This window comes from Streptomyces filamentosus (assembly GCF_014654895.1).
Classification (GTDB): Bacteria; Actinomycetota; Actinomycetes; order Streptomycetales; family Streptomycetaceae; genus Streptomyces; species Streptomyces filamentosus.
The window spans coordinates 3,390,752-3,403,849 of sequence record NZ_BNBE01000001.1; the positions used below are offsets into that span (position 1 = coordinate 3,390,752).

General features: G+C 74.9%; 12 protein-coding genes. 11 read left to right on the top strand and 1 reads right to left on the bottom strand.

Going from position 1 to position 13,098, the window contains the following annotated elements:
- Positions 1–15 precede the first annotated feature (15 nt).
- The 3 genes from IE326_RS15385 (at position 16) to IE326_RS15395 (ending at position 2,539) form a co-directional block, all read left to right on the top strand.
- The gene (locus tag IE326_RS15385; protein ID WP_190042257.1) at positions 16–864 is read left to right on the top strand and encodes an SCO6745 family protein; all 849 of its coding nucleotides are present in this window, start codon (positions 16–18) and stop codon (positions 862–864) included.
- A gap of 126 nt (positions 865–990) precedes the next feature.
- Positions 991–1,707 (top strand): HNH endonuclease family protein, encoded by a 717-nt coding sequence (locus tag IE326_RS15390; protein ID WP_190041781.1) that lies wholly within the window; start codon positions 991–993, stop codon positions 1,705–1,707.
- Between the two features lie 76 nt (positions 1,708–1,783).
- Entirely contained in the window at positions 1,784–2,539 is a 756-nt protein-coding gene (locus tag IE326_RS15395) for an N-acetyltransferase (protein WP_150228585.1), read from the top strand.
- A 12-nt stretch (positions 2,540–2,551) separates the two neighbouring features.
- Here IE326_RS15395 and IE326_RS15400 read toward each other — a convergent pair whose 3' ends face one another.
- The gene (locus tag IE326_RS15400; RefSeq protein WP_190041782.1) at positions 2,552–3,286 is read right to left on the bottom strand and encodes an Rv1352/Rv1906c domain-containing protein; all 735 of its coding nucleotides are present in this window, start codon (positions 3,284–3,286) and stop codon (positions 2,552–2,554) included.
- Positions 3,287–3,475: 189 nt separating this feature from the next.
- On the opposite strand from IE326_RS15400, the gene IE326_RS15405 reads away from it, so the two are divergent.
- The 8 genes from IE326_RS15405 to IE326_RS15440 all read left to right on the top strand — a co-directional run bounded on the left by IE326_RS15405 (position 3,476) and on the right by IE326_RS15440 (position 13,005).
- Positions 3,476–5,590 (top strand): N-6 DNA methylase, encoded by a 2,115-nt coding sequence (locus IE326_RS15405; RefSeq protein ID WP_190041783.1) that lies wholly within the window; start codon positions 3,476–3,478, stop codon positions 5,588–5,590.
- 38 nt (positions 5,591–5,628) lie between these two features.
- A complete protein-coding gene (locus IE326_RS15410; protein ID WP_190041784.1) occupies positions 5,629–6,252 on the top strand; it encodes a hypothetical protein in 624 nt (207 codons plus the stop codon).
- Positions 6,249–7,811 carry a serine/threonine-protein kinase gene (locus tag IE326_RS15415; protein ID WP_190041785.1) on the top strand — a complete coding sequence of 521 codons (1,563 nt, stop codon included), beginning with the start codon at positions 6,249–6,251 and terminating at the stop codon, positions 7,809–7,811. The genes IE326_RS15410 and IE326_RS15415 overlap by 4 nt, the downstream gene beginning before the upstream one ends.
- 56 nt (positions 7,812–7,867) lie before the next feature.
- Positions 7,868–8,260 (top strand): VOC family protein, encoded by a 393-nt coding sequence (locus tag IE326_RS15420; RefSeq protein ID WP_150228576.1) that lies wholly within the window; start codon positions 7,868–7,870, stop codon positions 8,258–8,260.
- A gap of 228 nt (positions 8,261–8,488) precedes the next feature.
- Positions 8,489–9,514 (top strand): hypothetical protein, encoded by a 1,026-nt coding sequence (locus tag IE326_RS15425; protein ID WP_190041786.1) that lies wholly within the window; start codon positions 8,489–8,491, stop codon positions 9,512–9,514.
- Between the two features lie 127 nt (positions 9,515–9,641).
- Positions 9,642–10,268: a histidine phosphatase family protein gene (locus IE326_RS15430; RefSeq protein ID WP_190041787.1), complete on the top strand. Its 627-nt coding sequence runs from the start codon at positions 9,642–9,644 to the stop codon at positions 10,266–10,268.
- A 401-nt stretch (positions 10,269–10,669) separates the two neighbouring features.
- Positions 10,670–11,566, top strand: coding sequence for a helix-turn-helix domain-containing protein (locus tag IE326_RS15435; RefSeq protein ID WP_190041788.1), 897 nt, complete (start codon positions 10,670–10,672; stop codon positions 11,564–11,566).
- Positions 11,567–11,649: 83 nt separating this feature from the next.
- Positions 11,650–13,005, top strand: a complete 1,356-nt coding sequence (locus tag IE326_RS15440) for a choice-of-anchor A family protein (protein ID WP_190041789.1) — start codon at positions 11,650–11,652, stop codon at positions 13,003–13,005.
- The last annotated feature ends 93 nt before the right edge of the window (positions 13,006–13,098 follow it).

Sequence of the window (13,098 nt, forward strand, 5' to 3'; positions counted from 1 at the left end):
GCTCGCGTACGACAGATGTGGCACCTGCTCGAACCGCTGCACGCCCTGCACTACTACGCCCCCGAGGCGTTCGAGGAGGCCGCCGCGCTCGGGTACGGCGTCGGGGAGCGGTGGCCCGCCTACTTCGCGTGGCGGGCCGCGCCGCTGGGGGCCGCCGGGACGGTGCGGGTCGCCTCCGCCTTCTACAGCTTCAGCCCGGCGATGGTCGGCCGGTACGTGCCCGCCGCCTGGGAGGTCGCCGCGCCCGGCGACGTCCTCGCGGCGCGGCTGCGGGCGGCGGACCGGACCCTGCGGGCCGTGCTCGGGGACGGGGCCGGCGGGCCGGTGGCCTCCCCGGGGCTCGCGGAGGCCGCCGGACTCGCGCGGCGGGCCGCCGAGGCGGCGGACACCGCCGGGCGGCCGCTCGCCGCCGCCCACGCCGAGCTGCCCTGGGCCGACGAGCCGCACCTCGTCCTCTGGCAGGCCGCGACCCTGCTGCGCGAGCACCGGGGCGACGGGCACCTCGCCGCGCTGCTCGGCGCCGGGCTCGACCCGGCCGAGGCCCTGGTGTCGTTCGCCGCGATCGGCGCCGCGCCCGAGGCCGTCTTCGCGAGCCGGGGCTGGACGGCGGAGGAGTGGGCGGCGGCCCGGGACCGGCTGGCGGTACGGGGCCTGGTCGACGCCGACGGGGGCGCCACGCCCGCCGGGCGGGAGCTGCGCGCCGGGGTGGAGCGGCGCACGGACGAGCTGGCCGCCGCGCCCTGGGCCGCGCTCGGCGAGGACGCGACCGCCCGGCTCGCCGAACTCCTCGGCGGCCCCTGGCTCGCCGCGATCGGCTCGGGCCTGCTGCCCGCCGACAACACCCTCGGGATCGGGAAGGTCTGACACGGGATCGGCCGTCGGTGCGGAAACGATCCCTATCAGGGGTTTTGTGCCTACGATTCGCTCGTGTCGATACGCCGAAAGCTTTCTTCCGCCCCTGTGTCCGCCCCCGTGTCCGCCCCCGTCCGCATGCGCGCTTCCGTCTCCGTCGCCGGGCTCGTGCTCCTCGCCGGCCTCACCGGCTGTGCCCCCGGCGGTGGCTCCTCCTCCGTCTCGGGCACGGACCCCTTCGACAACCCGAACGGCGTCCGGGCGGGCCTCGCGCCGGTGACGGCCGAGGCCGAGCGGGCGCGGGCGCGGGAGCTGATCGACGGGCTCGCCACCCGGGGGCGCGGGACGAAGACCGGATACGACCGGGACGCGTTCGGCTACGCCTGGATGGACAAGGTCGAGGGCGTGCCGCTGGCCCGCAACGGCTGCGACACCCGCAACGACATGCTCCGCCGCGACGGCTACGACCTGTCCTACCGGGCCGGCTCCAACTGCGTGGTCGTGTCGATGAAGCTGGCCGACCCGTACACCGGCACCACCATCGACTGGAGCAAGCAGAAGGCCGCCGAGGTCCAGATCGACCACGTGGTCCCGCTGTCGTACAGCTGGCAGATGGGCTCGTCGCGCTGGTCGAAGAGCAAGCGGCAGCAGCTCGCCAACGACCCGCTGAACCTGCTCCCCGTGCAGGGCCGCGCCAACTCCGCCAAGGGCGACTCCGGTCCGGCGACCTGGCTGCCCCCGTCGCGGGACATCCGCTGTGCCTACGCGGTCCGCTTCGCCCAGGTCGCGAAGAAGTACGCGCTGCCGGTCACCACCGCCGACAAGAAGGCGATGCTGACGCAGTGCGGCGGCTGAACGCCCGCCCGGCGACCCGCCCCATGACGTTCGATAATCGGTTGGCGGCGTCGAACGACGCGCCTAACCTGCGGGTATGGACCAGGAACTGACGATCACCACGCTCGCGGAGCGGCCCGAACTCGAAGGGCCGATGTGGTCCATGAAGGACCTGTGGCCCGAGTTCATGATGTACGACCCGGTGGGCTGGTCCCACATGGGCCGGATCGTGCGGGACTTCCCCGAGTACGTCCTCGTCGCCACCGATCCGGCCGGCGCGGTCGTCGCCCGGGGCTTCAGCGTGCCCTTCGTGCTGGACGCGAAGGGGCGGGGGGAGCTGCCGGAGCGCGGCTGGGACGAGGTGCTGCTGTGGGCCTTCTCGGACCTGCGGCACGGGAAGAAGCCCGACACGGTCAGCGCGATCGAGATCACCGTCGACACCAGCGCCCTGGGGCGGGGCATCTCGCACCGGATGCTGGCCGCGATGCGGGAGAACGTGCGCCGGCTCGGCTTCGCCGAACTCGTCGCGCCCGTCCGGCCGAACGGCAAGCACCTGGAGGCCGGCGCCTCCATCCACGAGTACGCCTTCCGCGTCCGCGAGGACGACGGGCTGCCGCACGACCCGTGGCTGCGGGTGCACGTCCGCGCGGGCGGCCGGATCGAGGCGGTCGCGCCCGCGTCGATGACGGTGTCGGGCTCGCTGGAGCAGTGGCGGAAGTGGACCGGGCTGCCCTTCGACACCGACGGCGAGGTCGAGGTCCCGGGCGCCCTGGTGCCCGTCCACTGCGAGGCCGCGCGGGGCTACGCGGTCTACGTCGAGCCCAACGTGTGGGTGCGGCACTCGGTCGCCTGACCCGCCACCGCGTCAGGACGTCTTCGTCCAGTCGCCGCAGCCGGTCGACTTGAAGTAGCCGTCCTTGGCGGTGATCTTGACGATCGCCGTGCCGGTCACGTTGTCGTTCGCGAGGATCGAGTCGACGCCGTGGCCGGCGTCCTTCGAGCGCTCCCAGTAGCACTCGGCGTCCTTGTTGCCCGTGGACTTGTACGTGCCGGGCGCCACGTCGACGCCGACCTTGAACATGCCGCCGTCGCCCTTCAGCTCGCTCCGGGGGGTGCCGGTGGCCTTGGCGTCCACGGCCTCCCAGGTGCCACAGCCCGTGGACTTGAAGAACTTGTCGCTCTTCTTGATCTCGACGTAGGCCGTGCCCGTCACGTTGTCGTTCGCGAGGATCGAGTCGAGCTCGCCCTTGGCGTCCTTCGCCCGCTCCCAGTAGCAGCCCGCGTCCTCGTTGCCCGTCGAGCGGTAGAGGCCCGGCTTGACGTCGGAGCCGACCTCGAAGTCGCCGTCGCCGTCGATCGTGACGGCCTTCTTCTCCGGGGCCTTCGACTCCGGGGCCTTCGAGCCCGTGGCGCCGCCGTCCTTGGCGCCGCCGTCCTTGGAGCCCGAGGCGGCCGGGGCGGAGGACTTCGCCTCCGGGGTGCCCTCGTCCCCGCCCCCGCCCATCGCGGCGCCGATGGCGACGACGACCACGACCGCGCCGGCGGCGGTGAGGACCTTGTGGCGGGCGAACCAGCTGCGCTGCGTCTGAGACTTCGACATGGCTGTGAACACCTTTCGGGTGTCGAGAGGGATTCCTGTGGACTCCGTGCTTCGATGCCGTAATCAAAGCAGCGTCTGTGAACCGAGTCAACCACGTTCACAAAGTTCGTCTCCGTCCACACCGTGAACCCCTCCGGTCGGTATGCTCGGTGTTCCCAGGTCGCACGAGCAGGAGGACGGAGGGTGCAGGTGCCCGAGGACAGCGCCGCAGAGGCCACCGCAGAAGCCGCAGAAGTCGTCGCGGAGGCCGCAGCAGAGGTCACCGCCGCCGGGATCGCCCGTCTCGCGGGCGTCGGCAGGGCCGCCGTCAGCAACTGGCGCCGCCGCCACACCGACTTCCCCAAGCCCGTGGGCGGCACCGAGACCAGCCCCTCCTTCTCCCTCGCCGAGGTCGAGCAGTGGCTCCGCGAGCAGGGCAAGCTCGCCGAGGTCCCGCTCCGCGAGCGCGTCTGGCAGCAGCTCGCCGGACACCCGGCGGGCACCCTCGCCGGCCTCGTCCACACCGGCTGCGTCCTGCTCCTCCTGCGCGAGCGCCCCCCGGGCCTCGCCGAGCTGGCCGCGCTCCCCGAGCCCCGCTTCACCGACGCCCTGCCCGCCGCCCTGGAGGAGGTCCTCACCCTCCGCTTCGGCGTCCCCCGGGCCGTCCGCACCCCCACCGCAGGCGAACTCGCGCCCGCCGCGCCGCTGCTGCGCGCCGCCGTCGAGCTGGCGGCCGAACTGGGCGGCCCCCGGCAGGCGTTCGAGTTCCTCCTCGGCCGCCACCTGGACGCCAACCCCCGGCAGTACACGCTCACCCCGCCGCCGCTCGCCGAGCTGATGGCCGCCCTCGCCGCCGCCGCGACCGCCGACGCCGGGGACCCGCCCGCCGCCGTCCTCCTCGACCCGGCCTCCGGCACCGGCGGCCTGCTCCGCGCCGCCGCCCGCCCGGCCGTCCTCGCCGTCCAGGACGCCGACCCCGAGCTGGCCGCGCTCTCCGCGCTCCGCCTCGCCCTCCACGGCGACGCCGACATCCGCTCCGCCGCCGGCGACACCCTGCGCGCCGACGCCTTCCCCGACCTGCGCGCCGACACCGTCCTCGCCCACCCGCCGTTCAACGAGCGCGCCTGGGGCCACGACGAGCTCGCCTACGACCCCCGCTGGGAGTACGGCTTCCCCGCCCGCACCGAGTCCGAGCTGGCCTGGGTCCAGCACGCCCTGGCCCGGCTCCGCGACGGCGGCACCGCCGTCCTCCTCATGCCCCCCGCCGTCGCCTCCCGCCGCTCCGGCCGCCGCATCCGCGCCGACCTGCTGCGCCGGGGCGCCCTGCGGGCCGTCGTCGCCCTCCCGGCCGGCGCCGCGCCCCCGTACGGCATCCCGCTCCACCTGTGGGTCCTGGTCCGGCCCGCCGCCGACCGCCGCCCCCCGGCCGAGGCCCTCTTCGTGGACACCGCCGGGCTGGTGCCCGACGCGGGCCGCGACAAGCTCCCCTGGACCGCCCTCCAGAACGCGGTGCTCGACGCCTGGGCGGGCCGTGCGGCCGACGACACCCTCGCCCGCGCGGTCCCCGTCATCGACCTCCTCGACGACGAGGTCGACCTCGCCCCCGCCCGCTACCTCACCGCCCCCGACGCGGGCGGCTCCGCCGCCGAACTCGCCGCCGTCCGCGAGCGCCTGGACGCGACCCTGCGCCGCACCCTGACCCTCGCCCCGGTCCCCGAACCGGCCCGCCCCGCGCCCCGCCCGCTCACCACCGTCGGCGAACTGGCCCGCACCGGCGCCCTCCAGCTCCGCACCGGCGGCCAGGGCACCGCCCCCGCCGGACGCGAGGTCCCCGTCCTCACCGAGCACGACGTCCTCACCGGCACGGCCCCCTCCGGCACCCTCCCGGAGGCCGCCGGCGGCCCGGCCGAGGACCCCGTGCTCGTCCGCGAGGGCGACGTCGTCGTGCCCGTCCTCGGCGGCGGCCCCTCCGCCCGCGTCGTCGACGCCGCCACGGCGGGCGCCGCCCTCGGCCGCAGCCTCCAGCTGCTGCGCCCCGACCCGGAGGCGCTCGACCCCTGGTTCCTCGCCGGTTTCCTGCGCGGCACCGCCAACAATCGCCAGGCCAGCAGCTTCGCCTCGACCGCCACCCGGCTCGACGTGCGCCGCCTCCAGCTGCCCCGGCTGCCGCTCGCCGACCAGCGCCGGCACGGCGAGCGCTACCGTTCCCTGGCCGCCTTCGAGGAGGCCCTCCGGCTCACCGCCCGGCTGGGCGAACAGCTCGTCCAGGGCCTCTACGACGGCCTCGCGGACGGAAGCGTCCAACCGGGGGAGCGGCGGAGCTAATCTCATAGCGAGATCAGCCGTCCCTGGGGGGAAATCGCATGTACGGACAGATGCCCGCCTCTCCCGCACCGAGACCCGGCGACGGTGCGTACGGCCCCGGCGGGGGAGTGCCGGGCCCCGGCCCCCGTCCCGGTGGCGGCGGTGCGACCGCCGGGACCATCGCCGTCCGCGTGCTCGTGACGGCCGTCGCCGTGGTCTCCCTCGGCCTGCTCGCCTGGGTCGCGATGCTCCGCCTCGCGATCATGCGCCGCACGGTCCGCGACTGGGTCCTCTTCTGGGCCCAGCTGGCGGCCACCGTCGGCTGTCTCGTCCTCCTCCAGGAGGAGCCGGACTCCTGGCAGGTCAACGTCGGCGCGGCCGTGGACATCGCGATGGCCGTCGCGGTGGTCTGGCACTACCTGGCGACGGACATCAGGCACCACCGCGCGGCGGCCCCGGGGCCGTACCTCCCGCCCCACGCGCCCGCGCCCGCGTACGGCTACCCGCCGGTGAACCCGGCGACGGCGGCCACGCTCCCGAGCGGGAACCCGTACGCGGCGCAGGTCCCGCCCCCGCACCCGTACGACCCCGCCCCCACGCCCCCGCCGTCCCCCCGCATCGACCAGGTCCGCGCCGAGCTGGACGAGCTGAGCGACCTGCTCCGCAAGGAGGAGGGGAAGTGAACGGCCGGGTCATCGGCGGGCGGTACGAGCTGTCCACCGTCATCGGGCAGGGCGGCATGGGCCAGGTGTGGACCGGGTACGACACCCGCCTCGACCGCCGGGTCGCCGTGAAGCTCCTCAGCCCGGCCGCCCTGACGGGCCCCCGCACCGCCGCCGACGAGCTGCGCCGCCGCTTCGTCCGCGAGTGCCGGGTCACCGCGCACGTCGACCACCCCGGCCTGGTCACCGTCCACGACGCGGGCAGCGACGGCGACGACCTGTACCTCGTCATGCAGTACGTGGACGGCGCCGACCTCGCCGACCACCTCGCCGAGCACGACCCGTACCCCTGGGAGTGGGCGGTCTGCGTCGCCGCGCAGCTGTGCGCGGTGCTCGCCGCCGTGCACGCGGTGCCGATCGTCCACCGCGACCTCAAGCCGCGGAACGTGATGGTCCGCCCGGACGGCACGATGACCGTCCTCGACCTCGGCGTCGCCTCCGTCCTCGACTCGGACACCACCCGCCTCACCCACACCGGCGAACCCATCGGCAGCCCCGCCTACATGGCGCCCGAGCAGGCCATGGGCGGCGCGGTCGGCCCCCGCACCGACCTGTACGCGCTGGGCGTCCTGCTGCACGAACTCCTCTCCGGGAACGTGCCCTTCGCGGGCTCCACCGCCCTCGGCGTCCTCCACCGCCACCTGTACGAGCCGCCGCTGCCGCTGCGCCAGGTCCGCCCCGAGGTCCCCGCGGCCCTGGAGGCCCTCGTGCTGCGCCTCCTCGCCAAGGACCCGGCCGACCGCCCGTCCGGCGCGCACGAGGTGTACGAGGCGCTGCTGCCGCTGCTGCCCGCGCGCGGCACCCCCTCGGGCCCCATGGACCCCACCCGCCCCTTCCTCCGCCCGCACGCCCCCTGGCCCGCCGCGCCCCGGGCCCGGCCCCCGGCCCCGCCCGTGCCGCCGCTCCCGCCGGTTCCGGTGGTTCCGCCCCAGGCCGCCCCGGACCCCAGGATCTCCGTCCAGGCCCCCGTGTCCCGGGGCGCGGACGTGGCCGGGGCCGTGGAGGAGGTGAAGCGGCTCCTCGGCGAGGGTGCGCTCACTCAGGCCGTCGACATGCTCGGCGGGATCCTCCCGGCCGCCGCCGCCGAGCACGGCGAGGGCTCGCCGGTGGTCCGGATCCTGCGCAAGCAGTACGCCTCCACGCTGCTGGACGACGGGCAGTACCGGCGCGCCCTGCCCGAGCTGCGCCGGCTCGCGGCGGACGACCCGGGCAACGCCTCCTTCCGCCACGACATCGCGCTCTGCCTGGAACAGCTCGGCGAGACCGCCGAGGCCCTCGCCGGTTTCCGCGCCGTCCTCCCCGCCTTCGAGCAGGGCCCCGCGCAGGACCCCGTCCGGGCCTTCGACGTCCGCCGCCGCACCGCCCAGCTGCTGATCGCCACCGGCCGCCACGAGGAGGGCCATGCCGAGCTGAACCGGCTGCTCCTGGACGCGGAGCGGCTGTACGGCCCCTACCACCCGCTGGCGGCGGAGCTGCGCCGCTCGCTGGAGCACCAGCGCCAACTGGGGCGTGAAAGCTGACCGGTCGGGCCGATACGCGCTGGTAGGGGGAGCGGGGCGTCACGTACGGTCGCGGGGTGACATCTCCTCAGGTCCAGCTCAACCACACCGTCGTCCACTCCTCCGACCGCTCCGCCTCCGCCCGCTTCCTCGCCGGGATCCTCGGCCTCACGGTGGGCGCCCCCTTCGGCCCCTTCCTCCCCGTCGACCTCGCCAACGGCGTGACGCTCGACTTCTACCAGGCCCCCGAAGGCCCCATCCAGGGCCAGCACTACGCCTTCCTCGTCGCGGACGAGGACTTCGACGCGATGATCGACCGCCTGGAGGCGGCCGGGGTCACCTACTACGCCGACCCGAACCACACGCAACCGCACGAGGTGAACGGCCTCTTCGGCGGCCGGGGCGCGTACTTCGACGACCCGGACGGCCACAACATGGAGATCATGACGGTGCCGTACGCGCGTCCCTGACCGGGAAAAGCCGCTTCGGTACAACTTTTCGGTCACCGTGCGGGTCTGGACACGGCGGACGGACGTACGATCCCGTCCGCCGTTTCCCCCGCAGCCCTCCAGGACCGACCGGGAGCCCGCCCCGTAAGCCGTACCGCCGAAGCCCTGCGCGCCGCAGCGTTCGCCTGCGCCGCCGTCGCCCTCGTCCTCTGCCTGGTCGACGACCGCGCGGACGGCCCCCGTTGGGACGTGCTCGCGGCCCTCGCCGCCGGGGCGGCGTGCGCCGGGGCGTGGGCCCTCGCGACCCGGGGGAAGGCGGTGCCGCCGCCCGCGCCGCAGCCCTTCCGGGGCCTGCCGTCCGTGCTGCGGCGCAATCCGGTGGACTGGTACGCGGCCGTGGGCTTCCTGCTCGCGGCGGTCGCCCCCTTCGCCGCGTACCGCTTCGCCGCGTGGGGCGAGGTCCACGAGGCGCTCGCGGTGCTCGGCTGCTTCGCCCTCGTCCTCTGGGGCCTGTGCTTCCTCCCCGTCCTGGGGCGGCTGCTGGTCCGCCGGCTCCCCGAGCGGCACCGCTTCCTCGCCCAGGACGCGAAGGCCGGCGAGGTGTACGCCGTCCGCTTCGAGCTGGAGTCGGGCGACTGGATACGGATCATCGACGAGGACAACCCCAAGCTCGTCGATCCGGTCCCGACGACCGACCAGATGCTGAAGCTCCGCGACGGCATCGGCAAGTACTACGGCACCCAGTCGCTGCGCCCGGGTTTCTTCGGGCAGAGCCCCATCGGCCAGTTCTCCCTCTTCGCCGCGCGGTTCAAGGGCGAACCGGTCTGGGTCGTGTGGCCGAAGCGCTGGGAGCAGGCCCTCGCGGTCGCCCGCCGGGGCGGTCTGCCCGCGTACCCCGTGGCGATGGTCTCCGAGACCGGCGAGATGGTCTGGGGCTACGCGGCGCTCGACTACACCGACCGCTACCTCACCGACCCGGCGAACCTGCACCCCACCGTCCCCGGCCTGGCGGCCCGCCCGCCCCGTCCCCTGCCGGCCTTCCGCGCGGACGTCCACGGCGGCCTGTTCCTGCGCCTGGGAGCGGCGCTCGCGGCCCTGGTGCCGGTCCTCCTGGACGTGGTCTCCGGCACGGCGAGCGCCGTCCTCGGCCTCCTGGCCGCCGCACTGCTCGTCAACGCCCCCGTCGCCGCGTCGAGCGCCAACACCCGGCTGCCGGACCCCACCCGCTGGCGCATCCCCCCGATCCAGGACGACCGGGTGCCCGGGGGCCGCTGACCGGCGGCGCGCCGGCCGGCGCGCCGTGACGCCGGAACGCGGGTACGCGGGCACGCGGGAACCGGCCGCCGAACCCCCCGCGTCCCCGCCGGAGTCCACGAGATCGACTCCCCGGAAGGCGTCCGTCATGACCACCCGCACCGCCGCCCGCCACCTCTACCTCACCCGGCACGCCGAGGCCACGCCCGACGAGACCGGGCTCACGGAAGCGGGCAGGCGGCAGGCCGCGCTGCTGGGGGACCGGCTGCGCGGCGTCCCCCTGGCGGCCGTCCACCACGGCCCGCTCGCCCGCGCCGCGCAGACCGCCCGGCTGATCGGGGACCGGCTGGACGGGGTGCCGGTGCGCGTCGACGCGGCGGCCGGCGACTACGTCCCGTACGAGCCCGCCCGCGAGGAGCTCCCGGCGGAGAGCGCGGACGGCATGCTGGGCTTCCTGGAGCAGTTCCCGGCCGGGGAGCGCGCGCAGGGCCCCGCGCTGGCGGCGGAGGCGGTCGCGCGCTTCACGGGCCCCGTCGAGGGCGACGAACCGCGCCACGAACTCGTCGTCACCCACAACTTCCTCGTCGGCTGGCTGGTCCGCGCCGCCCTCGACGCCCCCGCCTGGCGCTGGATGGGCATCAACCACGCCAACGCGGCCCTCACGGTGATCCGTTACGCCCCCGGCCGCCCCCCGGCGGTCCTCCTCTTCAACGACACCGGCCACCTCACCGCCGACCTCCGCTGGACCGGTTTCCCGCCGGAACTGCACGTCTGACGACCGGGTCGAGGGAGGCGGGGGAGCGGCGGGACGCGAGACAACCATGGTTTCAGGTCTATGGGGGTGGATGGATGGGGGGATGGTTTTCCCTCCACCCCCGTCCATCCCGTCCACCCCCACCCCGGCCCCCCATGGCAACCGTGCGCGAGGCTTCACTCTCCCGGGCGAACTATGCCAACTGGGCTGGATTTAGGGGTGGTTGCGTGGCATATGCTCACGCCAATCCGACATTCGAGAAAAAAGTCGGCCCCCGCTGGGACTGGCATCCCGGGGCGAGGGCCTGACCACCAAGGAAGAAGTGAGCTTCCCTCATGGATACCGTGCACCCTAACGCTCCCCTGCTCGCCCGTGGAGTCATCCACGTCGACACACCCCTGGCCGCCGACGAAGCCACTTCCGTGAGCAACGAACTCCTCCGGCGGCACGCCCTGTCGTTCACCGCCCGGGGCCTCGCGGGCTACGTCCAGTCCCTCCCGGACGGGGAGGACATCACCGTCCGCAAACTCGCGAAGGAGTCCAAGGAAGGCGAGCTGCGGGTGGCCGCCGCACTGCGCGAGCTGGAACGGGCCGGCTACCTCCTGAGGGAGAAGGTCCGCGGGCCGGACGGCCGCCTGACGACCCGGACGACCTGGTTCAACGTGCCGCGCGGGGAAGCAGATCCGGAGCCCGACCCCGACCCCGACGCCGAGCCGAAGCCCGACGCCGAGCCGAAGCCCGAGTCGAAGCCGGAAGCCGTGGACAAGCGGACCACGCCCCCGCCTCCACCCCCGCCCCCGTCCGCGCCCCTCCCCCCGGCCTTCGTGCCGGCGCCCGCCCCCGCGGCCCCCGCGGCCCCCGTCGAGCGCTCGGTCCTCCTGCTCCAGGAGCTGTGCCGGCGTGACCCCCGGCTGACGCTGTCGGCGCGGGACGCGGAGCGGCTGGCGCCGGGGGTGGAGCGGTGGTTCGAGCGCGGCCTGGGCGCGGAGGCCATCGCCCACGCGCTCGCTGCGTCCCTGCCGGAGCCGCTGACGAACCCGGGCGGCCTGCTGGCCCACCGGCTGGCCAAGTTCCAGCCGCCGCAGCCCGCGTACGCACCCCCGCCCGCTCCCGTGCCCCCGCCCGCCCCCGTGCCCCCGCCCGCCCCCGTATCCCCGCAGGAGCAGTGGCAGGAGCCGGGGAGGTGGGGCATGCGGATCCACGACGTGCCCATCTACGACAGCTGCGACACGTGCGAACGGGCGCTCCCCGTGGCCTACGCGAAGGCCTACGGGAAGTGCCGGGACTGCCAGGAGCGGGGCGCGGGCGCGGCGGCCTGAGCGGCGGGTCCCGTTACTGCATTCGAAGCGGGAGACGGGCGTGTCAGGGAGGACGGAGTACGGCCCCGGCGCAATCTGCTCGTATGAAGAAGCCGTACTCGCTCCTCGGGATCGCCGTCTGCACCGTCGCGGTCACACTGGCCGCCGGCGTCCCCGCCGCCGTGGCCGACACCGTCGACGTCGGCAACCCCGTCTCCGGCGACAACGGCTTCGACGTCGTCGTCGAGACCGACGCGCTGCTCGGCTCCACCGAGTCCGAGGGGCCCGTCGCGATCGGCGGGGACCTCTCCTACGGGGCCGGGTACAACGTCGCCCTGCACACCCCCGGCACCTTCAGGGACGGCACGGACGCGCGGCCCACCGCGCTCCTCGTCGGCGGCCGGATCTCCTCCGCGGACAGCAGCCCCGTCGGCGTCCTCAAGGTGCTCCAGGACGGCTACGTGAAGGTGGGCGACCTCACCGGCAGCGACGTCGTCACCCAGGACGCCAACAACGCGGCCGTGAAGACGCAGGTCGTCGCCACGGCCCAGGGGCACGACTCCACCCCCCGCATCGAGCTCACCGTCGAACAGCCCGCCCTGTCGGTCGGCCCCCGACCCGGCCTGATGGACTTCACGGACCTCTTCGCGGACTACCGGGACCGCGCGGACGCCCTGGCGACCTGCGCGGGCAACGTGGAACCGGAGGCCCCCGGCCGCCTCGCCCTCGACGGCACCAGGACCAACGTCCTCCGCCTGACGGGCGCCGAACTGAACGCCCTCTCCGAGATCACCTTCCTCGACCGCCCCACCGAGAAGGGTCCCCTCGTCATCGACGTCGACACGACCGCCACCGGCGGCGTCTTCACCTGGGACGTTCCCAACCTGGCGGGCGTCACCGGCGCGGACGCCCCCTACATCCTGTGGAACTTCGCCGACGCGACCGCCGTCACGATCGCGACCGGCGACACGATCGAGGGCACGATCTACGCCCCCCGCGCCCACGTCACCGACGTCGACCCCGCCGACATCGAGGGCGACATCATCGCCAAGGCCCTGACGGCGGGCCCCCTCGAAGCGAAGCGCGCGGCCGACGCCGACGCCGGCGAGATCCACCACTTCCCCTTCGCGGCCACCCTCTCCTGCGAGAACGCCCCCACCCCGACCCCGTCCCCCACCACGTCCGAACCCACCCCGGAACCCACCACGTCGGAGCCGACCCCGGAACCCACCACGTCGGAGCCGACTCCGGAACCCACCACCTCAGAGCCCACCCCGGAACCCTCCAGCTCCGAACCCACGACCCCGGCCCCGACGCCCACCCCCACCGAGCCCGGCGGCTACGGAGACGGCGAACTGGCCGAGAGCGGCCCCTCCCTCCCGGCCCACGCGACGGCCGCCCTGGCCACGGCCTGCGCCGCGGCCGGCCTCCTCCTGGCCCGCCGCTTCAGGAGGCGGTGAGCGAGGAGCCCCGGCCCCCAACTCCTCGCCGTGCCCGGCGAACCGGTCGAACATGCCGCCGGTCGGGGCGAGGGGGCGACACACGGGAGAATC

What these genes read in the sequence shown, in the direction of transcription:
- IE326_RS15385 (WP_190042257.1), top strand. Translation starts at nt 16, where the DNA reads ATGTGGCACCTGCTCGAACCGCTGCACGCCCTGCACTACTACGCCCCC.
- IE326_RS15390 (WP_190041781.1), top strand. Translation starts at nt 991, where the DNA reads ATGCGCGCTTCCGTCTCCGTCGCCGGGCTCGTGCTCCTCGCCGGCCTC.
- IE326_RS15395 (WP_150228585.1), top strand. Translation starts at nt 1,784, where the DNA reads ATGGACCAGGAACTGACGATCACCACGCTCGCGGAGCGGCCCGAACTC.
- IE326_RS15400 (WP_190041782.1), bottom strand. Translation starts at nt 3,286, where the DNA reads ATGTCGAAGTCTCAGACGCAGCGCAGCTGGTTCGCCCGCCACAAGGTC.
- IE326_RS15410 (WP_190041784.1), top strand. Translation starts at nt 5,629, where the DNA reads ATGTACGGACAGATGCCCGCCTCTCCCGCACCGAGACCCGGCGACGGT.
- IE326_RS15430 (WP_190041787.1), top strand. Translation starts at nt 9,642, where the DNA reads ATGACCACCCGCACCGCCGCCCGCCACCTCTACCTCACCCGGCACGCC.
- IE326_RS15440 (WP_190041789.1), top strand. Translation starts at nt 11,650, where the DNA reads ATGAAGAAGCCGTACTCGCTCCTCGGGATCGCCGTCTGCACCGTCGCG.